24 protein-coding genes are annotated in these 24756 nt (G+C 73.9%); 12 read left to right on the top strand and 12 right to left on the bottom strand.

The features are described from left to right. Positions 1-23: 23 nt before the first annotated feature. The 3 genes from ACFRCR_RS00190 to ACFRCR_RS00200 all read right to left on the bottom strand — a co-directional run bounded on the left by ACFRCR_RS00190 (position 24) and on the right by ACFRCR_RS00200 (position 2272). The gene (locus ACFRCR_RS00190) at positions 24-788 is read right to left on the bottom strand and encodes a GAF and ANTAR domain-containing protein (protein WP_377674424.1); all 765 of its coding nucleotides are present in this window, start codon (positions 786-788) and stop codon (positions 24-26) included. A gap of 116 nt (positions 789-904) precedes the next feature. Next, entirely contained in the window at positions 905-1324 is a 420-nt protein-coding gene (locus ACFRCR_RS00195; protein ID WP_377674426.1) for a cyclic nucleotide-binding/CBS domain-containing protein, read from the bottom strand. A 147-nt stretch (positions 1325-1471) separates the two neighbouring features. Continuing rightward, positions 1472-2272: an SDR family oxidoreductase gene (locus ACFRCR_RS00200; protein ID WP_377674490.1), complete on the bottom strand. Its 801-nt coding sequence runs from the start codon at positions 2270-2272 to the stop codon at positions 1472-1474. A gap of 287 nt (positions 2273-2559) precedes the next feature. Between ACFRCR_RS00200 and ACFRCR_RS00205 the strand changes: the two genes are divergently transcribed. Next, entirely contained in the window at positions 2560-4395 is a 1836-nt protein-coding gene (locus ACFRCR_RS00205) for an FAD-dependent oxidoreductase (RefSeq protein WP_377674428.1), read from the top strand. A gap of 171 nt (positions 4396-4566) precedes the next feature. Here the strand turns inward: ACFRCR_RS00205 and ACFRCR_RS00210 are convergent, their stop codons facing one another. Beyond that, complete coding sequence (locus tag ACFRCR_RS00210; RefSeq protein WP_377674430.1) at positions 4567-5319, bottom strand: endonuclease/exonuclease/phosphatase family protein; 753 nt, start codon at positions 5317-5319, stop codon at positions 4567-4569. 100 nt (positions 5320-5419) lie between these two features. On the opposite strand from ACFRCR_RS00210, the gene ACFRCR_RS00215 reads away from it, so the two are divergent. Both ACFRCR_RS00215 and ACFRCR_RS00220 read left to right on the top strand, forming a co-directional pair. Beyond that, complete coding sequence (locus tag ACFRCR_RS00215; RefSeq protein WP_377674432.1) at positions 5420-6040, top strand: L-threonylcarbamoyladenylate synthase; 621 nt, start codon at positions 5420-5422, stop codon at positions 6038-6040. Positions 6041-6109: 69 nt separating this feature from the next. Next, positions 6110-7519 carry a UTP--glucose-1-phosphate uridylyltransferase gene (locus ACFRCR_RS00220; RefSeq protein ID WP_377674434.1) on the top strand — a complete coding sequence of 470 codons (1410 nt, stop codon included), beginning with the start codon at positions 6110-6112 and terminating at the stop codon, positions 7517-7519. A gap of 179 nt (positions 7520-7698) precedes the next feature. On the opposite strand, the gene ACFRCR_RS00225 is transcribed toward ACFRCR_RS00220, so the two are convergent. Then, complete coding sequence (locus ACFRCR_RS00225) at positions 7699-8370, bottom strand: IMPACT family protein (protein ID WP_377674436.1); 672 nt, start codon at positions 8368-8370, stop codon at positions 7699-7701. Between the two features lie 117 nt (positions 8371-8487). On the opposite strand from ACFRCR_RS00225, the gene ACFRCR_RS00230 reads away from it, so the two are divergent. Further along, complete coding sequence (locus ACFRCR_RS00230) at positions 8488-9144, top strand: tyrosine-type recombinase/integrase (protein ID WP_377674438.1); 657 nt, start codon at positions 8488-8490, stop codon at positions 9142-9144. Positions 9145-9169: 25 nt separating this feature from the next. Here ACFRCR_RS00230 and ACFRCR_RS00235 read toward each other — a convergent pair whose 3' ends face one another. The 7 genes from ACFRCR_RS00235 to ACFRCR_RS00265 form a co-directional block, all read right to left on the bottom strand. Further along, positions 9170-9622: a VOC family protein gene (locus tag ACFRCR_RS00235; RefSeq protein WP_377674440.1), complete on the bottom strand. Its 453-nt coding sequence runs from the start codon at positions 9620-9622 to the stop codon at positions 9170-9172. 222 nt (positions 9623-9844) lie between these two features. Beyond that, the gene (locus ACFRCR_RS00240) at positions 9845-10402 is read right to left on the bottom strand and encodes a hypothetical protein (protein WP_377674442.1); all 558 of its coding nucleotides are present in this window, start codon (positions 10400-10402) and stop codon (positions 9845-9847) included. Next, a complete protein-coding gene (locus ACFRCR_RS00245) occupies positions 10399-11736 on the bottom strand; it encodes a DUF58 domain-containing protein (RefSeq protein WP_377674444.1) in 1338 nt (445 codons plus the stop codon). The genes ACFRCR_RS00240 and ACFRCR_RS00245 overlap by 4 nt, the downstream gene beginning before the upstream one ends. Beyond that, entirely contained in the window at positions 11733-12722 is a 990-nt protein-coding gene (locus ACFRCR_RS00250; protein WP_377674446.1) for an AAA family ATPase, read from the bottom strand. The genes ACFRCR_RS00245 and ACFRCR_RS00250 overlap by 4 nt, the downstream gene beginning before the upstream one ends. Before the next feature lie 72 nt (positions 12723-12794). Next, the gene (locus ACFRCR_RS00255; RefSeq protein ID WP_377674448.1) at positions 12795-13334 is read right to left on the bottom strand and encodes a hypothetical protein; all 540 of its coding nucleotides are present in this window, start codon (positions 13332-13334) and stop codon (positions 12795-12797) included. Beyond that, the gene (locus ACFRCR_RS00260; RefSeq protein ID WP_377674450.1) at positions 13331-14095 is read right to left on the bottom strand and encodes a DUF4129 domain-containing protein; all 765 of its coding nucleotides are present in this window, start codon (positions 14093-14095) and stop codon (positions 13331-13333) included. Before ACFRCR_RS00260 ends, ACFRCR_RS00255 begins: the two co-directional genes overlap by 4 nt. Then, the gene (locus tag ACFRCR_RS00265) at positions 14092-15264 is read right to left on the bottom strand and encodes a DUF3866 family protein (RefSeq protein ID WP_377674452.1); all 1173 of its coding nucleotides are present in this window, start codon (positions 15262-15264) and stop codon (positions 14092-14094) included. Before ACFRCR_RS00265 ends, ACFRCR_RS00260 begins: the two co-directional genes overlap by 4 nt. Before the next feature lie 119 nt (positions 15265-15383). Here ACFRCR_RS00265 and ACFRCR_RS00270 point away from each other — a divergent pair, with 119 nt between their 5' ends. The 8 genes from ACFRCR_RS00270 to ACFRCR_RS00305 all read left to right on the top strand — a co-directional run bounded on the left by ACFRCR_RS00270 (position 15384) and on the right by ACFRCR_RS00305 (position 24610). Continuing rightward, positions 15384-16358: a helix-turn-helix transcriptional regulator gene (locus ACFRCR_RS00270; RefSeq protein ID WP_377674455.1), complete on the top strand. Its 975-nt coding sequence runs from the start codon at positions 15384-15386 to the stop codon at positions 16356-16358. Then, a complete protein-coding gene (locus ACFRCR_RS00275) occupies positions 16351-17355 on the top strand; it encodes a helix-turn-helix transcriptional regulator (protein ID WP_377674456.1) in 1005 nt (334 codons plus the stop codon). Before ACFRCR_RS00270 ends, ACFRCR_RS00275 begins: the two co-directional genes overlap by 8 nt. A 10-nt stretch (positions 17356-17365) precedes the next feature. After that, the gene (locus ACFRCR_RS00280; protein WP_377674458.1) at positions 17366-17692 is read left to right on the top strand and encodes a hypothetical protein; all 327 of its coding nucleotides are present in this window, start codon (positions 17366-17368) and stop codon (positions 17690-17692) included. A 46-nt stretch (positions 17693-17738) separates the two neighbouring features. Further along, entirely contained in the window at positions 17739-17936 is a 198-nt protein-coding gene (tatA, locus tag ACFRCR_RS00285; RefSeq protein WP_036571710.1) for a Sec-independent protein translocase subunit TatA, read from the top strand. Between the two features lie 3 nt (positions 17937-17939). Continuing rightward, positions 17940-18728 (top strand): twin-arginine translocase subunit TatC, encoded by a 789-nt coding sequence (tatC, locus tag ACFRCR_RS00290; protein ID WP_377674460.1) that lies wholly within the window; start codon positions 17940-17942, stop codon positions 18726-18728. Next, on the top strand, positions 18721-19782 hold the full coding sequence (locus tag ACFRCR_RS00295; RefSeq protein WP_377674462.1) for a diacylglycerol/lipid kinase family protein: 1062 nt from the start codon (positions 18721-18723) through the stop codon (positions 19780-19782). The genes tatC and ACFRCR_RS00295 overlap by 8 nt, the downstream gene beginning before the upstream one ends. A 49-nt stretch (positions 19783-19831) precedes the next feature. Further along, on the top strand, positions 19832-22870 hold the full coding sequence (locus ACFRCR_RS00300) for a DEAD/DEAH box helicase (RefSeq protein WP_377674464.1): 3039 nt from the start codon (positions 19832-19834) through the stop codon (positions 22868-22870). A 75-nt stretch (positions 22871-22945) separates the two neighbouring features. Continuing rightward, positions 22946-24610, top strand: a complete 1665-nt coding sequence (locus tag ACFRCR_RS00305; RefSeq protein WP_377674466.1) for an amidohydrolase — start codon at positions 22946-22948, stop codon at positions 24608-24610. The last annotated feature ends 146 nt before the right edge of the window (positions 24611-24756 follow it).

Consider the following 24756-nt stretch of genomic DNA (forward strand, 5'->3'; position numbering starts at 1 on the left):
GGTGGCCCGCCGCGCCGGGCGGCCTACGTCGTCGGGAACCGGCGCGTCTCGACGACCTCCCGGGCGAGGTCGTAGAGCTTGACGTTCGAGTCCTGCGAGACGCGGCTCAGGACCGAGAACGCGCGCTGCGCGGAGAGCTGGTACCGCTCCATGAGGATGCCCTGGGCCTGGCCGATCACGGTGCGGGTCTGCACGGCGCTCGTGAGCTGCTCCTCGGTGCGGGCGGCGGTCAGGGCCGCGGCGGCGACCGCGGCGAACGTCGAGACGATCGACAGCGCCGTGGCGGGGAACGCCCCCGTGGAGCGTGAGTACAGGTTCAGGGCGCCGTGCGAGGTCTCGCTCGTGAAGAGCTGCACGCACAGCATCGAGCGGACCCCGAGCTCCTCGTGCACCTGGTCGGCCCACCGCTGCCAGCGCGGCTCGGCCGCGAGATCGTTGGTGCGCACCAGGTCGGTCTCGCGGATCGCGTCGAGGCACGGCCCCTCGTTCAGCGCGTACTGGAGCTCGTCCCCGCGCCGGGCGAGGTCGTGCGACGCGGCGGGGGTCTCGATGCCTCCCTTGCGGGTCACGAGCGAGATCCCCGCCGCGTCGCAGCCCTCGACCATCGCGACCGCGAGCTCCACGGTACGGTCGAGCGTCTCCTGGAGGCTGGGCTCCTCGGCGAGCGTCCGCGCGGCCGACGCGATCGAGGACTCGATGGCGGTGGCCGGGGTCGCCCCCGTGCCGTACTCGGCGCTCGTGGGGACGTCGAGGGTGTCGTCCTTCGTCTGCTGCAGATCCTGCGTCATCGGCCGTTCCCGTTCGTGCTCGGAGGTGGACGGTCGGCGGCGCACGACCGCGCCGTTCCTCCACCTGTCGAGGACAACGCTACGCGGTCCGTGGACGACGAGGGTGCGCGCCAGGGTCACGCGTGCGCCGCGTCCTCGGTGTCGCGGGCACCGACCGAGACCTGCCCGCGCTCGATCGCGGTGACGAGGTCGGAGAGGCGGACGATGCCCACGAGGTCCGGCCCGACCATGACGGGCAGCCGCAGCAGGGCGTGGCGCTCCATGATCCGCACGGCCTCCCTGGCCGGGTCCTGGGGGCTGAGCACCACGAGGTCCTCGGTGCACAGGTCGCCCACGGGGTGCTCGGGCGAGGCCTGGGCAGCCACGGCCCGCACGATGCTGCGGTCCGTGAGGATGCCCATCACGTCGCCGTCGTCGAGCACGACCGCCTCGCCGGAGTCGTCGTCGATCATGGTGCGTGCGGCCTGCGCGACGGTCGCGGTGCGCTCGACCGTGCAGAACGCCGTGGACATGAGCTGTGCGATGGTCGTCGGCATCGTCGCCTCCGGGATCACTGCCAAGGACGTCGGGCCGCTCCTCGACCCGGTTCTCACCCTAGCCCCGGAGCGGACGGGCGGGGCTCGTCGCCGACCCTCGAGAGCGCTCGTGCCGCCCACGGGGCCAGGGCACCCCGCGCGGGCGGGTCAGAACACGGGCTTGCCGCCCGTGACGCCGAGGACGGTCGCCGAGACGTAGCTCGCGTCGGTGGGCGAGGCGAGGAAGACGAACGCCGGTGCGACCTCGGCGGGCTGCCCGGCGCGCCCCAGCGGTGTGTCGGCCCCGAACTGCTCGATCTTCTCCGGCGGCTGCGTCGCGGGCTGCAACGGTGTCCAGATCGGTCCCGGCGCCACGGCGTTGACCCGGATGCCCCGCTCACCGACCTCGGCCGCGAGGTTGACCGTGAAGTTGTTGATCGCGGCCTTGGTCGACGCGTAGTCCAGGAGCGAGGTGGACGGCTGGTACGCCTGGATCGAGGACACGTTGATGATCGTCGCGCCCTCGCCCAGGTGCTCGAGCGCGGCCTGCGTGACCCAGAACAGCGCGTACAGGTTGGTCCTGAGCACCCGGTCGAGGTCCTCGCTCGTCACGTCGGCGATCGACGACCGCCGCGCCATCTGGAAGCCCGCGTTGTTCACGAGCACGTCCAGGCCGCCGAGCTGCGCGACGGCGTCGGCGACGATCGCGCGGCACGCGCCCTCCTCGCGCAGGTCCCCCGGCAGCAGGACGGCCGTGCGGCCCGCCTCACGCACCCAGCGCGCGGTCTCCTCGGCGTCGACCTGCTCCTCGGGCAGGTAGCCGATCGCGACGTCGGCCCCCTCCCGGGCGAACGCGATCGCGACGGCGCGCCCGATGCCCGAGTCGCCCCCCGTGATCAGGGTCCGCAGGCCCGTGAGCCTGCCCGTACCCCGGTAGGACGACTCACCGTGGTCGGGCAACGGGTCCATGGTGGACGTCAGGCCGGGGGGTTCCTGCTGCTGGGCGGGGAAGGCGGGGGTCTGGTCGGGCACGGGATCCTCCTTCAGGTCGCCGCACGCGCGCACGCCGGTCGGCGGCCGCTGCGGGCGAGGTGTACTCGGGTCCCGTCCACGCTAGGTCGGCGCTCGCGGACTCGCAGCCCGGGCGGCCGGTGAGCCGGTGAGCCGGGACGAAGGCCCGGTGTGCCGCGCGGCCCCGGTGGCAGGATGGGCACCTGCCGGGCGCGACGGAGCGCCCGAGGATCGAGGTGGCCACGATGACCCAGGACGAGCGCACGGGCGAGGGCGCCCACCGGCGCCGCGCCCCCGAAGGAGCCCACGACGTCGACGTGCTCGTGGTCGGGTCCGGGTTCGGCGGGTCCGTCGCGGCCCTGCGCCTGACCGAGAAGGGCTACCGCGTCGCGGTCCTGGAGGCAGGCCGACGCTTCGCGGACGAGGACTTCGCCGCGACGTCGTGGCACCTGCGCGACTTCCTGTGGGCCCCGCGCCTCGGCTGCCTCGGGATCCAGCGCGTCCACCGCCTGCGTGACGTGCTGGTCCTCGCGGGCGCCGGGGTGGGCGGCGGTTCCCTCGTGTACGCCAACACCCTGTACGAGCCCCTCGACGCGTTCTACACCGACCCCGCGTGGGGTCACCTGACCGACTGGAAGGCCGAGCTCGCCCCGTACTACGACCAGGCGCGGCGCATGCTCGGCGTCGTGACGTACGCGGGCCGCACCCCCGCCGACGAGGCCATGGCCCAGGTCGCGCGCGAGATGGGCGTCGCGCACACCGTCACACCCGCCCCCGTGGGCGTGCTCTTCGGCGCCCCCGGGGTGTCCGTGCCCGACCCGTTCTTCGGCGGCGCCGGCCCCGAGCGGCGCGGCTGCCTCGAGTGCGGGCAGTGCATGACCGGGTGCCGACACGGCGCCAAGAACACCCTCGTCAAGAACTACCTCCACCTCGCCGAGCGCGGTGGGGCCAGGATCCACCCTCTGACGACCGTCACCCGCATCGAGCCGTCGCCCGGCGGCGGCTACGAGGTCACCTCCCGGCGCACCGACCGCCCGTACGCCCGGCGCACCCGGTGGACCGCCCAGCACGTCGTCCTCGCCGCGGGCGCCCACGGCACGCAGCAGCTCCTGCACGCCCAGCGCGACGCCGGCACCCTGCCCGACCTCTCACCTCGGCTCGGCATGCTCACGCGCACCAACTCCGAGGCGCTACTGGGCGCGACCGCCGACCGGCCACGCCCCTCGGGCGCCCCCTTGCCCGACTACACGCGCGGCGTCGCGATCACCTCCTCCTTCCACCCCGACGCCCACACGCACGTCGAACCCGTGCGCTACGGCCACGGGTCCAACGCCATGGCTCTCCTGCAGACCGTCCTCGTCACGCCCCGCGGCGCTCGCGGCCTGCGCCCGGGCAGCACGGAGCCCGACGGCGTCGCTCACCCCGGTCCGTCGCCGTCGCCCGCCGGATGGTTGCGGGAGCTGTGGGCCCAGCGGCGTCGGCTGCCGGCCATGCTCGACCTGCGCGGCTGGTCCGAGCGCACCGTGATCGCCCTGGTCATGCAGAGCCACGACAACTCGCTGACGACGTACACGCGCCGCTCCTGGACGGGCCGTCGTCGCATGACCTCGCGGCAGGGGCACGGGGCCCCGAACCCGGGGTGGATCCCCACCGCGCACGAGACGGTCCAGCGGCTGGCCCGGGTCATGGGCGGGGCGCCCGGCGGGAGCATCGGGGAGCCCTTCGGCATGCCCCTCACGGCGCACTTCCTGGGCGGGTGCGCGATCGGCGCCTCACCGGGGACCGGGGTGGTCGACGCCTACCAGCGGGTGTTCGGGCACCCGGGCCTGCACGTCCTGGACGGTTCGGCCGTGAGCGCGAACCTGGGCGTCAACCCGTCGCTGACGATCACGGCACAGGCCGAGCGGGCGGCGGCCCTGTGGCCCAACCGCGGCGAGGCCGACCCCAGGCCACCGCTCGGGAGCGCCTACCGGCGGGTGGCCCCGGTCGCGCCTCGCTCCCCGCTCGTCCCGGCGGACGCCCCCGCCGCGCTGCGTCTTCCCGTGGTCCGGGTGACGCACGGGCGCACCACCCTGAGGTGAGGTCGCCGCGGGGGAGAGGTGCTCTCGGTCCACGGGTGGGCACGACGTCGAACACGTGTTCGAGCAGATGTGCTGGGTGCGGCAACCTGCGTCGAACTGGTGTTCGAGTCGACGGGGCAGCGTGGGCGATCGGCTTCGAACGCCTGTTCGACACCGTGGGCGAGGGGCCGCTCAGGAGGGGGTCGCGCCGTCGAGCTCGACGTCCACGACCACCGCCCGGTGGTCCGACAACCCGGTGTCGACCGCCCGCGCCGGTGCCAACGGACGCACCCCGCCGTCCGCCAGGACGTGATCGATCTGCAGCGTCGGGTGCGAGACCGGGTAGGACCGTGCGACGGCCAGCGGGGTCCACCCCGTGATGGTCGCAGGCACCTCCGAGCGCAGGTTCAGGTCCCCCATCAGGACGAGCGGCCGCGGAGCCCCCTCCAGACCCCCCACGAGCCGGTCGAGCTGGTGCTCGCCCCACCCGTCGAGAAAGCTCAGATGGGTCGCCGCCACCGTCAGAGGGCCCTGAGGTGTCTGCACGACCGCCACCACAGCCGTGCGCGGCTCGTCGAGCCGCCACCGACGCGCCCGCTGGTCGGAGGCCCGGGGCAGAGGCCGCCACCACGGGCGGCGCGGCAGGGGCAGCACCCTCCACTCGAGCACGGGGAACCTCGACAGCAGGGCCACACCGTACTGCGACCGGCCGCGCGCCGACCGCTGGTCCAGCGTAGGAGCGAACCGGTGGTCGACCGCCCCCATCGCCTCCGCCGCGACCCGTGCCAGGTCCGCCCGTCCCGACCGGCGCTGGTTGCGGTCCACCTCCTGCAACGCCAGGACGTCCGCGTCGAGCTCCGCCACGGCACGGGCGAAACGGTCCACGTCGACCAGGTCGTCCACCGTGGACCGGCCGTGCAGGATGTTGAAGGTCACGAGTCGCATCGCACCGATTGTCCCCCCGCGCGCGCCGCCGCGCTCGCCATCGGGCACGAGCACCAGCCTCCCGGCGGCAACCCCACCCCGGCAGGCCTAGGCTCACGCCATGGCCAAGTACCTCGACGTCCACCCCGTCGACCCCCAGCCCCGCGCGATCGACCAGATCGTCACGCTCCTGCGCGACGACGCCCTCATCGCCTACCCCACGGACTCCTGCTACGCCCTCGGCGCCCGCATCGACTCCCACAGCGCCACCCAACGCATCCGCGACATCCGCCACCTCGGCGACAAGCACCACTTCACGCTCGTGTGCGCCGACTTCGCCCAGCTCGGCCAGCTCGTCAAGATCGACAACGCCGCGTTCCGCGCCATCAAGGCCTCCACGCCCGGCAGCTACACGTTCATCCTGCCCGCGACCGCCGAAGTGCCCCGACGCCTCGCCCACCCCAAGAAGAAGACCGTCGGCGTCCGCATCCCCGACCACGCCGTCACCCAGGCCATCCTGCGCGCCCTCGGCGAACCTCTGCTGTCCAGCACGCTCCTCCTGCCCGGGGAGGACGAACCCATGACCCAGGGCTGGGAGATCAAGGAAGCCCTCGACCACCAGGTCGACGCCGTCGTCGACTCCGGCGACTGCGGCACCGAACCCACCACCGTCGTCGACTTCTCCTCCGGCGCCGCAGAGGTCGTCCGCGTCGGAGCAGGAGACCCCACCCGCTTCGAGTGACCACGGACGTGACCGACGCCCCACGAGCCCGCCCAGCACGAGCAGGCACCCAGACCTAGCATCGACACCATGAGCAGCCAGGGCCTCACCCACTCCCAGCACAAGATGGCCGACGCAGGCGTCCACCCCACCGCGATCGACGTCTTCAGCCGCTTCTACGAGCTCCTCGACGGCGGCGCCACCGGCACCGTCCCCGAGACCGACGTCGACCCCCTCACCGACGTCACACACCGCCACGACCTCGACATCAGCCCCGACGACGCCGCCACCGCCCTCTCCCGCACCGCACTCGTCAAGCTCAACGGCGGCCTCGGCACCTCCATGGGCATGGACCGCGCCAAGTCCCTCCTCACCGTCCGCGACACCAGCGACGGCCCCCTCACCTTCCTCGACATCATCGCCGGACAGGTCCGCGCCGCCCGCGCCGCCACCGGCGCACGCCTCCCGCTGCTCTTCATGAACAGCTTCCGCACCCGCGACGACACGCTCGCGGCGCTCGCGGCCTACCCGGACCTCGCGGTCGACGGCCTGCCGCTCGACTTCCTGCAGAACCGCGAGCCCAAGCTGCGGGCGGACGACCTCGAGCCGGTCGAATGGCCCGCGGACCCTGACCTGGAGTGGTGCCCGCCTGGCCACGGGGACCTGTACACGGCGCTGGTGACGTCGGGGGCGCTCCAGCAGCTCCTGGACGCGGGCTACCTGTACGCGAGCGTCTCCAACTCGGACAACCTCGGTGCAGCCCCGGACGCGGCCATGGCCGGCTGGTTCGCGGCGTCGGGCGCCCCGTTCGCGGCCGAGGTCGCCCGCAGGACGCCCGCAGACCGCAAGGGCGGTCACCTCGTGGTGCGACGCTCGGACGGCCGCCTGGTCCTGCGCGAGACCGCGCAGACGCCCGAGGAGGACCTCGCCGCGGCCGGGGACATCGAGCGTCACCGGTACTTCAACACGAACAACCTGTGGCTCGACCTGCGCGCGCTGGCCGCCGAGCTCGACCGCACCGGGGGAGTCCTCGAGCTTCCCCTGATCCGCAACCCCAAGACGGTCGACCCCACCGACCCGTCCTCGACGCCCGTGATCCAGATCGAGTCGGCGATGGGCGCCGCGATCGAGGTCTTCGAGGGCTCGACCGTCATCGAGGTCGACCGCAGCCGCTTCCTGCCCGTCAAGGCGACGAGCGACCTGCTGCTGCTGCGTTCGGACGTGTACGAGCTCGGCGACGACTTCACGCTCACGGCCCAGGTCGAGGCGCCGCTGATCGACCTCGACGCCGCGCACTACAAGCTCGTCGGCGACTTCGACGCGCGGTTCGGTCAGGGCGCTCCGTCGTTGCGTGCCGCTCGGGGGCTCACCGTGCGGGGGGACTGGACGTTCGGTCGCGGCGTCGTCGCCGAGGGGGACGCGGTCCTGGAGGACGCCGGTGAGCCGTCGACCGTCCCGGACGGGGCGCACGTCGGCCCCGAGGGGATCAGGACCCGCTGACGGGATGCGGCGAGGTCCCGCGGAGCCTCCCGCCCGTGGGTGCGGCGCGGACGTACCCACGGGCGGCCCACGAGACCGCTGACGGCCCGTGGAAGGCGCGTGGCGCCGTCGAGCATCTTCCTGGTGCCCGACGACGCCGCGCGGCCCAGGAGGGGCCTTGGCCGTGCGCTCGGGGCCGCTCAGGCGGGGACGTCGACGACCCGGCTGTCGCCGAGGGCGGGGGAGATCGCTCCGCTCGACGCCGACGCGACGTCTGCGTCGAGCTCGGCGAGATGTCCCGGCGGGACCAGGAGCCGGAACGTGGCCACTGCCGCGTAGTCGGCGCCCTCGAGCACTGCGCCGTGGGTCTGGCACCACTCGTGGAGGATGTTCCCGATCCGGCCCGCCTCCGCGTGCGGGACGTCGACCGTGACCTCGACCATGATCGCGCGGCGCAGGACGGGCGCGAGGTCGAGGGTCTCGCTCACGGCGTTCGAGTAGGCGCGGACGAGCCCGCCCGCCCCGAGCAGCACCCCGCCGAAGTAACGCGTGACGACCGCGACCAGGTCGGTCACGTGGCGGTGACGCAGGACCTCGAGCATGGGGATGCCGGCCGTGCCCGAGGGCTCACCGTCGTCGCTCGAGCGCTGCTGGTCGGCGTGCGTGCCCACGACGAGCGCCGTGCAGTGGTGCCGCGCGTCCCAGTGCTCCTTGCGGACCCGTGCGATCACGGACTCCGCCTCGGCGACCGACTCGACGGGGTGCAGGAGCGTGAGGAAGCGGGACCTCTTGACCACGAGCTCGTGCTCGACAGGGCGGGCGATCGTCGACGGGAGCGGCACGCTCCGAGGGGAGTGCTGGAGGGAGTCCATCGACGCCCAGCCTAGCCAACGGGCGGGACGTGCTGGTCTCGAGAGCGGGACGACGTCGAGAGCGGCACGTCGTGCGGCATGATTGAAAATAGTGTGCCAAGCGGATAGGTTTCCTCCATGGTCACCGATGCTGCCGACTCACCGCCCACGGCCTCGACGGGCGAGGGGCGTCCTGACGTCGACCCCGCCCGGGGGCTCGCGCCGCGCTACCCGCGCCCACCCGTCACGCGCGACGAGGCCGAGTGGGTCTGGCGTGAGCTGTCGGTCGGCGCCATGTACGCGTCGACCAAGCCGGAGCTGGTCCGCCTGGCGGTCATCGTCGGCCTGACCCGCGCGACGGGGGCCAGGTACTCCGACCTGCTGCGCTGCACGGTCGACTCGCTCGACCTGGGGCCCACGGGCGCCCAGGCGGGGGAGGGGAGCGTCGTCGTCCAGCACGGCAAGCACCGCACCGTGCGCGAGCACCGCCTCGAACCGGGTGTGGTCATGGTCCTGCGCCGCTGGATGGACGTCCGGGAGGAGCTGTGCTCCGAGCTGGAGGGGTCGGTGCCGCGCGCCCTGCTCCTGACGGTCCACCACACGCACGACAACGGCATCACGGTCGCGAGCGGGCTGCCCATCACGAAACAGGGGCTGGTGCTGTCCTGGCGGCGGTTCGTGCAGCGCACCAACGCGCGGTACGGCGGGGTGCGGCCGCCGCTGCCGACGCGCTTCGAGCAGGTCCGACGGGCGTGGCACACGGAGGTCGCCGACGGGCAGGCCGGGCAGGAGTAGCCTCGGGGCCGCCCGACGGCGGAGGTCACTCCTCGCGTGGATCGTCCGCGGGGGAGGGTGCGGCCTTCGTGTCGAGCTCCTGGAACACCGTGATCTGGAGACCGGCCGGGGCGTCGAGGCGTGCGTTGAGCGAGTCCCACGGGGTGCGGACGGGCGGCGCCACGAGCGACGCCCCTGCGTCGACCAGGTCGGCTGTGACGCCCCCTGCGTCGGTCACCTCGAACGCCACGCGCAACCGGGGAGCGACCTGCCGGCCCACCTCGACGTCGTCGATCATGCGCTTCTGCGCGGGGTTCGCGATCTCGAGCGTGGCGCGGCCAGCGTCGAGGATCGCGACCCGCGAGTCGCCCTCGCCGGCGTACGCCTCGAGCTGGGGGAGGCCCAGGGCGTCACGGTAGAAGGCAAGGGCTTCCTCGAAGTCCTGCGCCTCGACGACCAGGCGCAGCTGCAGGACGGGGCGGGCGGGGGTGTCGGCCATCCGGCCACGGTAGGTCAGACGCTCGGATGCTGCGCGCCGATCTCCTTCGCCTCTCGTGGACAAAATAGTGTGCCAAGCGTACAGAGCACGCATCTCGTCCACGCGGTCGACTCACCGACCAGCCCGGACGAGCCGGGCCGTGCCTCGCGGACCCGCCGCACGACGACGGCCCCTGCTCCAGCCGGGAGAGCAGAGGCCGTCGCACCGCGTCGCGAGGTCGTCTCAGCGCCACCAGGCCCGCGGCACGACGAGGACGACGAGCCCGATCAGCGCGACCGAGGCCACGACGACGAAGAACCCGTTCCTGTCCAGGGTCGAGGCCGCGAAACCGACGAGCGCCAGCCCTTGGCACGCGAGCTGGATGACGGCTGTGCGGCGCAGCTCCGGGACGAGCACCACGCGCTCGACGCGGCCCTTCCGCGGCACGCGCGCCGCCCACCACGAGGAACGCAGCACGACGTGGGCGAACGGGAGGAGCAGGAAGACGACCGGGTCGAACGACGTGTCGGCCCCGAGCGTCGCGAGGGCGCCGACGAACAGCACCGCGTGCGGCACCGGGGTGTGCGGGCGCGCCGCGACGATGGCGGCCAGGACCAGGGCGACCGCCACGCTCCCCAGCAGCGACGGGACGAGCTGGAGCACGGCGAGGAGGCCGAACACGAACGTCGCCCCGGTCGCGACCGCACGCAGGACGCCGCCCGAGACGGTCGGGCCGGTGCTCACCTCGGTCGCCGGTGGTCCCGCTGGTTTCTCGGGCGGGGCGGTGGCGTGCGCGCTCATCGGGTCGTCCCTCGCTGGCTGTGGCGTTGACGGCGGGCCGCGAGCTCGAGCGCTGCACGGGCTCCGCCCCTGTCGTTCATCGAGGGGGTCCAGGGGACCACCAGGACGCCCTCGCGGCGGATCGCCTCGAGACGCTGCTCGCGTTCGAGTCGCGTGATGCGCCACGCGAGCACGACGCCCGGTTCGTCCCGGGGGACGTCGACGGTCGGCAGGATGTCGACCGCGACCACGGGGTGTCCTGTCGCTCGCCAGGTCTGGGCGATCATGGCGCTCTCGTCGTCGAGGAAGGTCGAGAACATGTACACCAGCGCCGACGCCGGGATCTGCGGCGGGCGCGTGCGCTTTCGAGGCTCACCGATCGGGTGGGCGAGGGCGAGGGCGTGGACGATCCGCTGGAGCTGGCGCTTGCCCGCAGCCGGCGGGAGCGGGCGACGGATCCACCCGAGGTCCTCGAACCCCACCCGGTCCCCGCCGTCGAGCGCGGTCTGGGCGACCGACGCCGCGGCGTGCCGGGCGATGTCCAGGGACGTCGCCCGGTCCATCGGCAGCGGGCCGCGCCCTCGCCACGTCGTGACGTCGGGGCCCACCTCGTCCCGCGAGTCCAGGACCAGGACGACCGTCGCCTCGGCCGTCGCCTGGGTACGCCGGACGTACAACGTCTCGAGCCCGGGCGACCGGCGTGCGGTCGCCCGCCAGTCGATGCGGCGCAGACGGTCCCCGGGGGCGAACGGGTGGACGTCCCGGAGCTCGGTACCGTCGCCGAGACGACGGGTCGTGTGCGGACCCGTGAGCCCGGCGAGCTGGCGCGGCAGGGGGAGGAGACCGAGGGGTTGCGCGGTCGGCAGGACCAACGTTCCCGGGGACTGGACCGCGCCCGGTACCGACTCGACGACGCCCTCGGGCCCCGACGCGACGTGGTCGACCCGGAACATCCGGTGCGGTCCAGTCCTCGCCGAGTGCGTCGTGAGGTCGAGGGTCCGGGTCCGGTCGACCAGCACCGTGACGTCCGCATCCTCGTTCCCAGGGCTGGTGACGCGCAGGCGGACCGGTGTGGCGCCGTCGGGCACGTCGAGGCGGAGCCGTGCCCTGAGCTCCCCGGGACGCGGGTCGACGTCGGTCGCCGGCTCGAACGTCGCGACCACGGCCTCGCCCCGCGGCCTGGCGCTCCACCCCCACACCGCGCCGAGCAGCGCAGGAGCGCCCAGGACGGCGATGTCCGCGCGCCCCGCGAGGAGACCCGCGCCGAGGAGCACCAGACCGAGCACCACCCCCGCGGCAAGGCTCGTCGTCTGCTGCCAGCTCGTCAGACGCGAGGCCGTGGCGAGCGAGGTCATCGCGTCGTGGTGGCGACCGCAGCGGGGCCGGGGACGCGGTCGAGGATGGCGCGGACGACGGTCTGCGGCTGCGCGTTCGAGGCCCAGGCGGTCGGGGTCAGGGTGAGGCGGTGCGCGAGCACCGGGACCGCGACCCGCTTGACGTCCTCGGGCAGCACGTAGTCCCGGCCGTCGAGGGCGGCCACCGCACGGGCGAGCAGCACCAGGTTCTGCGACCCACGAGGTGACGCCCCCACCTCGAGCTGGGAGTCGGCGCGCGTGGCCGCGACGAGGTCCACGCAGTACGTGAGGACGTCGGGGTCGACGTCGGTGGCCTCGACCCCCGCCTGCATCGCGAGGACTGTCCGTGCGTCGACGACCTGGCTCACCTCGGCCTGCTCCTGGCGACGGTCGAGACGACGCCGCAGGACCTCGCGCTCCTCGTCACGACCGGGGTACCCGACGCCGAGACGCACCATGAACCGGTCGAGCTGGGCCTCGGGCAGCGGGTAGGTGCCCTCGTACTCGACGGGGTTCGACGTGGCGAGGACGTGGAACGGCCGCTGGAGCGGGTACGTGCTCCCCTCGATCGACACCTGCCGCTCGGCCATGGCCTCGAGGAGTGCCGACTGCGTCTTGGGTGCCGTGCGGTTGATCTCGTCCGCCAGGAAGATGCCCGTGAAGACCGGCCCGGGGCGGAACACGAAGTCGGTCGTGGCCGGGTCGTACACCGACGACCCCGTGATGTCCGCGGGCAGGAGGTCCGGGGTGCACTGGAGCCTCGCGAAGTCGAGCCCCAGGGCGGTCGCGAGACTGCGCGCAGCGAGGGTCTTGCCGAGCCCGGGCACGTCCTCGAACAGGACGTGGCCGCCCGCGAGGATCGTGGCGAGCGCGAGCTCGAGCGAGTCCCGCATGCCGACGACGGCCGTACCGACCTCGTCGAGGATGCGGCGGCCGTGCTCGGCCACCTCGGGGATGCTGAGCGCGGGGGCAGGGGAGTCCGTCATCGGGTTCGCCTCTCGGTGCGGGTGTCTACGGATGCTGGGGGATGCCGGCATCGGTGCCGGCGGTCGTGCTGGTCAGGCGTCGCTGCGGGTCCGCTGCCGGCCGGTGCCGCGGCTGCTCTCGCCGGCGGGCGAGCCGTCGGAGAGGTGCTCGATCGCGCTCACCCACGAGCGCAGGACCTTCATGGTCGGCGGGCGCGGGTCGGAGGTCATCTGCTGGTGGACCTGCGAGCCGAGCCGTTCCGCGGCTGCCTGCACCTGAGCCGGGTCTGTGCTGTGGAGGTCGATGCCCTCGTCGGCGAGAGCCGTGGCCGCGAGCGCCCGCACGCGTTGGTGTGCGCGTTCGCTGACGCGTCCGTGGCTTCCGTGCATGGCCCAGGTGAGGTCGGAGAGGTCGCGGCGTGCGCCGTCTCGGTTGGTGTCTGGCAGTGCGCGGTGCTGGGGGTCGTGGCCGGCGTCGATGCGTCGGGAGAGGACGAGGGCGATGAGGAGGGCGACGGTGAGGGCGATGGCGTGGGGGAGGTCGAGTCCGAGGTAGGCGAGGGCGATGCCGGTGGCGACGAGGAGTGTCGCGGGGGTGAGGATCTTCTTGTCGGTGGTGAGCCGGAGCTTCATCGCGTCTCTCCTCGGGCGGCAGGCGTGCCGGTGGTTGCCTGGTGCTGGGGGTCGTCGCGGTCGTCGGTGACGGGCGGCGTGAAGGCGATGGCGAGGCGTTCGAGGCAGTCGCGTGCGGCGTCGACGTCCTGGGGGGTGAGGGGGTGGGTGGTGAAGCGTGCCCGCTGGTAGAGCCCGAGGAGGGTGGTGACGGCGTCGGGGTCGGCGGGGGTGGCGTCGAGGACGGTGGTGGTGAACTCGGTGGGGGTCTGTGCGGGGTGTCTGCGGTGGCCGGTGTCGGCGGTGGCGTCCTCGAGCGCTATCCAGGCGGCGGTGACGGCGTCGCGGGGGGTGGCGGCGGTGTCGAGGAGGTGCCGGGCGTGCTGGACTCCGCGGCGGAGTGCGGGGAGCTGGATCGTGAGGGTGGGGGTGGCGATGCTGGCGCCTGCTGCGACGTGGTCGTGGGGGGTGGGGGCCTCGGGGGCGGGTTCGCGGGTGCGGCGGCGCAGGCGCACGATGGCGACGATGGTGAGGACGGCGGCGACCAGGGTGGCCAGGTAGGTCATGTACTCGCCGATGCTGAGGCCGGCGGCGCGTTCGTCGAGGCCTTCGAGGAAGAGCGCGGTCTCTTCCGAGCGGAGCACGGGTGGGGTGGGGGCGACGGTGCTGGGTCTGGTGGTGACGGGCTCGAGCCGGAAGCTCCAGCGGTTCCCGGCGGCGGCGCCGACGAGGACGAGGGCGATCAGGACGACGACACCCCCCAGTCGCGTCCGGTTGCTCATGCTGGTCGGTTCCTCTCGGCGTACAGGCCGGCTGCGGCGGCTGTCAGGAAGGCGGCGGGGTCGTCGTCGAGCCCGCGGCCCATGGTGGAGAGCCCGACGGGGGTGGTGCGCAGGGCTCCGAGGAGCGGGGCGTCGGCGTCGGCGTGGACGAGGCGGTGGCGTCCGTGGGGTGCGGCGAGGTGCGAGGCCTGCTCGGTGATGCGTGCGGTGAGGGCGGCCCCCCACCCGGGGAGGGCTTCGACGTCGGCGCTGGGGCGGGGGACGACGACGTCGCTGGCCGCGAGCGCCACCCGGCCGTAGGCGGTCAGTGAGTGGTGGGAGATGCCGAGGTGGCGGTCGCGGGGGTCTGCGCCGGAGACGCGCAGGGATGCGACGGGGCGTCCGCCGAGGGTGGCGGCGGCGTTGAGGGCTTCGCCGGCGGCGACGCCGGAGAAGCCCCAGCGGGTGCCGGTGCCGAGGTTGCCGGGGCCTTGGGTGACGATGGCGAGGTCGGCGCCGGTGACGTGGCGGGCGGCGAGGAGCCCGGTGTGGACGGTGACTGCTTCGTGGTCTCCGCCGTAGGCCTGGCCGACGGTGAGGCAGGTGTGGAGCCAGTCGGCGTCGCGCAGTGCGGCGATGGTGCGGGAGAACGCGGCGGGCAGTGCGCCGCCGTCGGTCATGACGTAGGCGATGCGGGGGGCGGGGCGTCCGTCCTGGGCGGCGGCGAGGCGTGCGCCGGCGGCGATCGCGGGCAGGGCGGAGTGGAGGTCGGCGACGACGACGGGCATGGCGTGGAGGTCGTCGGCGTCGCGCAGGGTGTCGTGGTGGGGGGACTCCTGCTCGTCGACGCCCAGCACGAGGGCTTGCAGGGGGGTGTAGCGGGCTTTGACGAGGTGTCCTGGCCCGGGGGCCGGGTCGGGGGGCAGTGCGCCGGGCAGGGCGACGACGAGGGCGTATCCGCCGGTGCCGAGGCCGCGGGCGAGCGCGGAGACGTTGAGGAGGGCCTGGTCGCCGACCTGGGGTTCTCCGACGAGCTGCGGGTAGGCGAGGGCGCGCACGGTGCGGGGGCGTTCCTCGGCGCCGGGGGCGGTGCTGGCGGGCAGGGGTTCGTCGAGCTCGACGGTCACTTCTTGCGCGCCTTGCCAGTTCCGCCCGCGGGAGATCACCCTTGCACTACGCCACGTCATCACACGGGTGAGGATAGCGTTCGTTAGCGTGGGTGCCGATGCCTGATCAGACGAGTCAACCAGTCAACCCTGCCACGAGGCTCTTGAACCTCGTGATCGCCCTCGTGAACACGAGCGTGTCGATGACGAAGCAGCAGATCCGTACGAGTGTCGCGGGGTATGCCGACGCGCCGTCTCCAGAGGCGTTCGAGCGGATGTTCGAGCGCGACAAGGATTCGTTGCGCGACCTCGGGATACCGATCGTGACGGTCGACGCCGGGGGGCACAGCGACGACGTCGGGTACCGGATCGACCAGGACGCGTACGCGCTGCCTGCGGTCGACCTGACGCCTGCGGAGTTCGGGGTGCTGTCCCTGGCGGCGCAGTTCTGGCAGGACAAGACGTTGCGCACGGACATCTCGCGCGCCCTGACGAAGCTGCGGGCGGCGGGGGCGGGCGAGGTCGCGAACGACGCGGTCGCGGGGCTCGCCCCGCGGGTGCGGGCCGTGGGCGACGCGTACGGTCCCCTCCTGGACGCGATCGAGGCGCTGCGTCCGGTGTCGTTCACGTACCGGGCAGCCTCCACGGGCGAGGTGCGGGACCGCACGGTCGAGCCGTGGCGCATCGCGGCGCGCCGCGGCGGCTGGTACCTCCTCGGGTTCGACCGCGAGCGCCAGGCGCCGCGGGCCTACCGGTTGAGCCGTATCGAGGGCCGGGTGCGTCTGCTGGGGCGTGCGGGGGCGTTCGCCATCCCGGACGGGGTGGACGTGGACGCGCTCCTGGGCGCGCGGGCCGGGCAGGAGCAGCTGGCGGCCCTGGCGATCGGACCGGAGCGGGCCGAGGCGTTGCGGGCGCGAGGGCGCAGCGACGGCGACGGGCCGGGCACGGGGCCGCGTGCGGACGGGCGCGACGTGGTGCACGTGTCGTTCACGAACCAGCACGCGTTCGCGGACGAGATCGCGGGGTACGGGGACGCGGTCGTGGTCCTGAGCCCCGCGGGGCTGCGGGATGCGGTGGTGCGCCGGTTGGCGGCTGCGGCGGACCTCGGGCCGGCACCGGGCACGACGACGCAGGACCACCCGAACGGCACGACGAGCACGGAGGAGCAGCGTGGCTGAGCGCGCGGACGACCGGTTGGTGCGCCTGCTGGGCATCGTCAGCTACCTGGACGGCGCGGGCGGGGTCCCGGTCGAGGAGCTCGCGACCCGGTTCGGGGTGACGACCCGGCAGATCGTGGAGGACGTCGACGCCCTGTGGGTGTCCGGCACCCCGGGATACTGGCCCGACGACCTGATCGACTTCGACGCGGACTCCCTCGAGCGGGGCGTCGTGCGGCTCACGGAGGCGCGCGGCATGACGAGGCCCCTGCGCCTGGGCACGCGGGAGGCGGTCGCGCTCATCGCGGCACTGCGCGCCATGGGGGAGACCCCGGCGGTGCGCGCGGACCGGGCGCGGGCCGACGTCGTCGCGTCCGTCCTGGACAAGCTCACCGGGGCGACGGGCGAGGCGGCCGCGGCCCTGGACGTGCGCCTGTCTCCCGACGGCGCTCCCGAGGTCGTCGCCGCGGTGTCCTCGGCACTGGCGAACCGGCACCGGCTGCGCGTGCGGTACGTGACGAGCTCGGACGTCGTGTCCGAGCGCGAGATCGACCCCGTCGCCCTGCACACCCAGGACGCGTACTCCTACCTCCTCGCGTGGTGCCACCGCGCGCAGGGGCAGCGCACGTTCCGCCTCGACCGGCTCCTGGCCGCGACCGAGCTCGACGTCCCCACGGGCGACCACGACCTGCCGACCGAGGTCGACTTCACGCCCACGGGCGACGCACCGCTCGCGACGATCACGTTCGCGAGCCCCGCGCGCTGGGTCGCGGAGCAGGTCCCCGTCGAGAAGGTCCGCAACCTGCCCGACGGCGCGTTCGAGGTCTCCCTGCGCGTCACCAACCCCGTGTGGTTGCGCCGCCTGCTCCTCGAGCACGCACGCCACGTCCTGGCCGTCGCGCCCCAGGAGGTCGCCGACGACGTCGCGCAGGCCGCGAGCGCCGCCCTGGCCGCGTACGGAGCGGGGGACGGGGACTCGGACGCGACGACCGGGCCCGCCGACGGCCCGGCGAACTAGGCTGGGTCGTATGTGGTTCACCATCTGGTCGGTCCTGGTCGTCGGCACGCTCGTCGGCGCCTTCTTCCTGGGGCGCGACCTGTGGCGCAAGGCCAGGGCGCTGTTCGCGCAGATGTCGGAGTCGGCGCTCGTGATGGACCGGTTCGCACAGCGCACGGACGAGGTCACCGCTGCGCTGGCGGCGTCGGCGCCCAGCACGGCGCCCACCCTGTTCGACGACCCGGTCCTCCTGCACGAGCGGGTCGAGGAGCTGCGCGCGCAGCGGGCCGAGCGTCGGGCCGTACGCAGGACCCGCAACAAGGTGACGTGGGACCGGTGGCGTCGATTCAACGCGTAGGATCTGCGACAACAAGACTTGCGTCCGACTCCAAGGGAGCCATCTCATGGGCATGCTGAAGCCCTGGCACATCATCGTTCTTGTCGTCGTCGTCCTGCTCCTGTTCGGGGCGAAGCGACTTCCCGACCTGGCCCGCAGCGTGGGCCAGTCCCTCAAGATCTTCAAGAGCGAGGTCAAGGACCTGCGCGACGACGACAAGCCCGCGGAGCCTGCCGTCAAGGATGACGACGCCCCCAAGGCCTGATCCGTGGCCGGTTCGACGAAGACGGCCAGGTCCTCCGAAGGGCGCATGCCGCTGCGCGAGCACCTGCTCGAGATCCGCAAGCGGCTCTTCCTGGTCTCGTGCGGGCTCGTCCTGGGCGCGATCGGCGGCTGGTTCCTCTACGAGCCGCTGCTGGCCGCGCTCCAGGCGCCCCTCGAGGCCGCCGCTGCCGCGCAGAACAAGGTCATCAACCTGAACTACTCGGGCATGGCGACCGCGCTCGACATGAAGATCAAGGTCTCCCTGTTCCTCGGGGTGCTCGTGACCTGCCCGTGGTGGCTGTACCAGCTGTGGGCGTTCATCACCCCGGGCCTGACCCGCAAGGAACGCCGCTACGCCGTGGGCTTCCTCGGCGCCTCGGTGCCCCTGTTCCTCGGCGGCGTCGCCCTGGCCTGGTGGGTCCTGCCGCACGCGGTCGACATCCTCGCGGCGTTCGTCCCCGAGGGCGCGACGAACCTCACGGACGCGCAGGGCTACCTGAGCTTCGTGATGCGCCTCGTCCTGGCGTTCGGGCTCGCGTTCGTCCTGCCCGTCGTCCTGGTCGCCCTGAACTTCGCGGGCCTGGTCCGGTCCACGGCCCTGCTCGCCGGGTGGCGCTGGGCCGTCCTCATCGCGTTCGTCTTCGCGGCCGTCATGACCCCCACGCCCGACGCGCTCACGATGATCTTCGTCGCACTGCCCATCTGCGTCCTGTACTTCGGTGCCGTCGGGATCGCGATCCTGCGCGACCGCAGCACCGACAAGCGCGCCGCCGCCGCGCTCTCCGGTGCCTGACCGGGCACAGCCCCGCCCCGCCCGCCTCGCCGTCGTCGTCAACCCGACGGCCGACCGCGGGCGGGGTCGAGGCGACGGCGCGCGCACCCTCGCACTCCTGCGTGAGGCCGGGCACCACGTCCTGGACCTGAGCGCCCCCAACGCGCCCCTCGCCCTCGAGAACGCCCGCGACGCCGTCGCCGGCGCCTCGGGCGCGCCGGTCGACGCGCTCGTCGTCGTCGGCGGGGACGGCATGGTCCACCTCGGCGTCAACGCGGTCGCCGGGACCGGCATCCCCCTCGGCGTCGTCGCCGCCGGCACGGGCAACGACTTCGCCGCGGCCCTCGACCTGCCCGTGCACGACGTCCCCGCCGCCGTCGAGATCCTCCTCGACGCCCTGTCCGCCCGCCGCACCGGAAACGGGGTGCGGGTCGTCGACGCCGCCCGCGCCGAACCCCTGGGCGCCGACCTCGCCCCGCGCCCGGGGCGCGGGCGCTGGTTCTGCGGCGTCCTGTCCGCGGGCCTCGACGCCGCCGTCAACGCCCACGCCAACGCGCTGACGTGGCCGCGGGGCAGCGCCAAGTACGTGCGCGCCGTCGCGAGCGAGCTCGCCCGGTTCCGCCCCTACGGGTACCGCATCACCGCCGACCTCGCCCCGGGCACGGTGCCCGAGATGCCCGACGCGCCCGACGACGTCGCGCACCCCTTCGTGTGGACCTCGGCCGGGACCCTGGTCGCCGTGGCCAACGGTCATCGCTTCGGCGGCGGCGTCCAGATCGCCCCCGACGCCCGGATCGACGACGGCCTCCTCGACCTCGTCACCGCAGGGCCCCTGACCCGACTCGGAGCCGCGCGCATCTTCCCCGGCATGTACCAGGGCAAGCACGTGCACCACCCCGCCGTCGACCTGCGGAACGTCACGTCCGTCCTCCTCGAGGCCACCGACGCCGGGCGCCCGCCACCCCCGGCCTTCGCCGACGGGGAACGCATCTCCCACCTGCCCGTGCGCGTCACGGTCGTCCCCGGCGCCCTGCACGTCCTCGACGGTCGCGCCACCGGGTCTCCGCCCGCCTGACGACGCCAGAGCCCCCCGGACCGGCACCTCCGGACCGTAGGGTGGTGCCATGACCGCAGCACCCCGCACCGCCGGCAACGCAGGACACGACGACACAGCCGACACAGCCGGCCAGGCGAGCCCCGCGGAGCGGTACGCGGCCTCGCGCGCCCTCCAGGCCGCCTCCCGCACCCAGCTCGCCGCGTTCCGCGAGGTCGTCGGCTTCCCGTTCGACGACTTCCAGGTCCGCGCCTGCCAGGCCCTCGAAGAAGGACGCGGCGTCCTCGTCGCCGCCCCCACCGGTGCCGGCAAGACCGTCGTGGGGGAGTTCGCCGTCCACCTCGCGCTCGCCGGCGGCCGCAAGGCCTTCTACACGACCCCCATCAAGGCCCTGTCCAACCAGAAGTACGCCGACCTCGCGCGCCGCCACGGACCCGACCAGGTGGGCCTGCTCACGGGCGACACCTCCATCAACGGCGACGCCCCGATCGTCGTCATGACCACCGAGGTCCTGCGCAACATGCTCTACGCGGGCTCGCGCGCCCTCGACGGCCTCGCGTTCGTCGTGATGGACGAGGTCCACTACCTCGCCGACCGCTTCCGCGGACCCGTCTGGGAAGAGGTCATCATCCACCTCGACGACGACGTCCAGCTCGTGTCCCTGTCCGCGACGGTGTCCAACGCCGAGGAGTTCGGCGACTGGCTCGAGATGGTGCGCGGCGACACCGCCGTCATCGTCAGCGAGCGCCGCCCCGTCCCGCTGTGGCAGCACGTCCTCGTCGGCTCCCGCCATCGCGGCCCCCGCACCCCCGGGGAGATCGTGCGCCCCGGCACCGGAGCGGACCTGATCGACCTCTACGCGGGGCACGTCGACCCGACCGACCCGGGCGTCAACCCGCCCATCAACCCGGACCTGCTCGCGGCGTTCCGCAGCGGCGCCCGCGACGGCGGCTACCCGGGCCGGGGCGGACGCGGCGGGGACCGCGGCTACCGAGGGCGCGGCGGACGCCAGCCCTCGGGCGGCGGGTTCCGGGGAGGATCGGGGGACGGAGGCGGGCGCCGCACCCCGCCCCGCTTCGCCGTCGTCGACGCCCTGGACGCCGACGGGCTGCTGCCCGCGATCTTCTTCATCTTCTCCCGCGCCGGGTGCGAGGCCGCCGTGACCCAGTGCCTGGCCGCCGGGCTGCGCCTGACCACGCCCGCGCAGGAGGCCGAGATCCGTGCGACCGTCGAGGCGCGCAGCGCGACCCTGCCCGCCGAGGACCTCGACGTCCTCGGGTACTGGACGTGGAGCGAGTCCCTCGCGCGCGGCGTCGCCGCCCACCACGCGGGCATGCTGCCCATCTTCAAGGAGATCGTCGAGGACCTGTTCAGCCGGGGCCTGGTCAAGGTCGTGTTCGCGACCGAGACCCTCGCCCTGGGCATCAACATGCCCGCGCGCTCCGTCGTGCTGGAGAAGCTCGTCAAGTGGGACGGGACCTCGCACGTCGACATGACCCCGGGGGAGTACACCCAGCTCACGGGCCGCGCCGGGCGCCGCGGCATCGACGTCGAGGGGCACGCCGTCGTCGTCGACCACCCCGGGCTCGACCCCGTCGCCCTCGCGGGCCTCGCGTCCAAGCGCCTGTACCCGCTCAAGTCCTCCTTCCGTCCCACCTACAACATGGCCGTCAACCTCGTCGCGCAGGTGGGCCGCGAGCGCGCCCGCGACGTCCTGGAGACGTCGTTCGCGCAGTTCCAGGCGGACCGGGGCGTCGTGGGCCTCGCCAAGCAGGCGCAGGCCCACGCCGAGGCCCTCGAGGGGTACGCGCAGGCCATGACGTGCGACCGCGGCGACTTCGGCGAGTACGCCAGGCTTCGGCGGGCGATCGCGACCCGGGAGGCCGACCTGTCGAAGTCGGCGCAGCGGGCCCGGCGCGCCCAGATCGTCGCGGACTTCGAGAACCTGCGCGTCGGCGACGTCGTCGAGCTGCCCACGGGCCGACGCGCCGGGTACGTCGTGGTGCTCGACCCCGGCAAGGACGGCGGCTTCGACGGCCCCCGGCCCACCGTGCTCACCGAGGACAAGCACGTCAAGAAGCTCACGGTCGCCGACGCCCCCTCCGGGATCCGCACGGTCGGCACGGTCCGCATCCCCAAGACCTTCAACCCGCGCGTGCCCGCCGCCCGCCGCGACCTGGCCTCGTCGCTGCGCAACGCGCTCGGCGCGTTCGTCGACACCCCCGGTGCCCCGTCGCGGGGCAAGGCGCCCACCGTGCGGTCCGCCGCGGCCGACGACAAGGAGCTCAGCCGCCTGCGAGCGGCCCTGCGTGCCCACCCCTGCCACGACTGCCCCGAACGGGAGGACCACGCCCGCTGGTCCGAGCGGTGGGCCAAGCTCAAGAAGGAGCACGACGCCCTCGTGCGGCGCGTCGAAGGACGCACCGGCTCGATCGCGCGCGTCTTCGACCGCATCTGCGACATCCTCACCGGCCTGGGGTACCTGGAGGTCGACCCCCACCCGGCCAGTGGTGGCGAGCTCATGGACGCCCCGACGGACGGCACGCCGCCCGCCACCACGCGCCCCCGGCCCGGGCGCACCCCTGCCCCCGACGTCAGGATCACCGACGCCGGGCAGTGGTTGCGCAGGCTGTACGCCGAGAACGACCTGCTGCTCGCCGAGTGCCTGCGCCGCGGCGTGTGGGACGACCTCGACCCCGCCGGGCTCGCTGCGGTCGTCTCGACGCTCGTCTTCTCGGCCCGCCGCGACGAGGCGGGGGAGCCGTACGTGCCGGGCGGTCCCCAGGGGAGGCTCGCGCGCGCCCTCGACGCGACCGTCGTCGTGTGGTCCGAGGTCGACGACCTCGAGGAGGCCCACCACATCGACGCGACCGGCACCCTCGACCTCGGCATCGTCGCCGCGGTGCACCGATGGGCCAGCGGCCGCAGCCTCGACGCCGTCCTGCGGGGCTCCGAGCTCGCCGCCGGGGACTTCGTGCGCTGGTGCAAGCAGATCATCGACGTCCTCGACCAGCTCGCGACCGCCGCCCCCACCCCGGCGATGCGCAAGACCGCGGTCCGGGCCATCGAGGCCGTCCGCCGGGGCGTCGTGGCCTACTCCAGCGTGTGACGTTCGCGTCACGCACGCCCGGCGCACCCCGCGAAGGGGGCGCGCCGGGCACGGCGTGGCATATCGTGTGGTTTCGTGGCCTCCACCCTGTACCGCAACGGTGTCATTCATTCCTCGACCGACCCCTTCGCCGAGGCGATGCTCGTCGACGGCGGGGTGATCACCTGGATCGGCGCCAACGACACCGCCGCCGGGCTCGCCGCCCGAGCCGACCGCGTCGTCGACCTCGACGGCGCCCTCGTCGCCCCCGGGTTCGTCGACTCCCACGTCCACGTCCTCGAGACCGGTCTCGCCCTCGCGGGCGTCGACCTGTCCGCGAGCGCCGGCGTCACGTCCCTGGCCGACGCGCTCGACGCGCTGCACGCCGCGGTCGAGGCCCGCCCGGCCGCCGAGGCGGACGACGTGCTGCTCGCGTTCGGGTGGGACGAGCAGGAGTGGCCCGAGCACCGTGCCCCGACGCGCCACGAGCTCGACGCGGCGTGCGGGGGAGCGCTCGTGTACGCGGCGCGGGTCGACGTGCACTCCGCCGTGGTCTCGACGTCGCTCGCGCAGCGGGCAGGCCTCGAGGGGCGCGAGGGCTGGACGGAGAGCGGCTGGGTCACGCTGGACGCCCACCACGCCGCCCGGGACGCGGCCCGTGCCATGACCCCCGAGCGCCGGACCGCGGTCTACCGTGCGGCCCTGGACGCGGCCGCGCGGCGAGGCATCGTGTCGGTGCACGAGAACAGTGCCCCCTCGATCGACACCCGGGAGGGCCTGCGCGAGCTCATGGCCCTCACGGGGGACCCGCAGGGCGCCCTGCCGCACCTGGTCGCGTACCGGGGCGAGCTGTGCACGACCCCCGACGACGCGCGTGCCCTCCTGGCCGACCTGCCCGGCCTGGCCGGCATCGCGGGGGACCTGAACGTCGACGGGTCGCTCGGCTCGCGCACCGCGGCGCTGCGGCACCCGTACGCCGACCTCACGGGCACCCCCGGCGAGGCCGGGCCCGACGGGCGCGGCAACCAGTACCTGACCGCCGAGCAGATCGCGGCCCACCTGTCCGCCGTCGCCGCGGCGGGCACCCAGGGCGGGTTCCACGTCATCGGGGACCGGGCCATGGACGAGTTCCTCGTGGGACTGCGCGCCGCGGCCGAGGCGGACGGGGCAGCGGCGCACCGCCGTGCCGCGCACCGCGTCGAGCACGCCCTGTTCGTCGACACCAACGCCCTCTCCACGCTCCTGCTGTTCGGGGTGTCGCTGTCCATCCAGCCGGTCTTCGACGCCGCCTGGGGTGGCCCCGACGGCATGTACGCCTCGCGGCTGGGCCCCACGCGCGTGGCCGGGCTCTCGCCCTTCGCCGACCTCGCCGGGGCGGGCGTCCCGCTCGCCTTCGGCTCCGACTCTCCCGTGACCGCGATGGACCCCTGGTCCGCGGTCCGGGCCGCGATGTCGCACGCCGACCCCGACCAGCGCATCTCCGCGCGGGCCGCGTTCCGGGCGCACACGCGCGGGGGCTGGCGCATCGCGGGCCTCGATCACACGGGCGCGGGGCAGCTGCGCGTCGGCGCACCCGCCCACCTCGCGGTCTGGCGCGCCGAGCACCTCGCGGTGCAGGGCACGGGCACCTCGGTGTCGTCCTGGAGCACCGACGCCCGCTCCGGGACGCCCCTGCTGCCCGACCTCACCGACGACGCCCCCGACCCGACGTGCCTGCAGACGGTGCGCGACGGCGTCGTGCTGTACGACACGTTCGACTGAGCCCCGGTCCGACCCGGCCGGGCCTCCTCCGGGTCGTCCGCCGCGCCCTCGCGCGGGTGAGGCCGGTCGCGCCGCCGCAGGTCACCGGGGCGCGACCGACCGCACCGTCGACCACGGCACGCGTTCGGATTGACACCTCCGCGAGG

The organism is Oerskovia sp. NPDC056781, from assembly GCF_042789955.1.
In the GTDB taxonomy this organism is placed as follows: Bacteria; Actinomycetota; Actinomycetes; order Actinomycetales; family Cellulomonadaceae; genus Oerskovia; species Oerskovia rustica.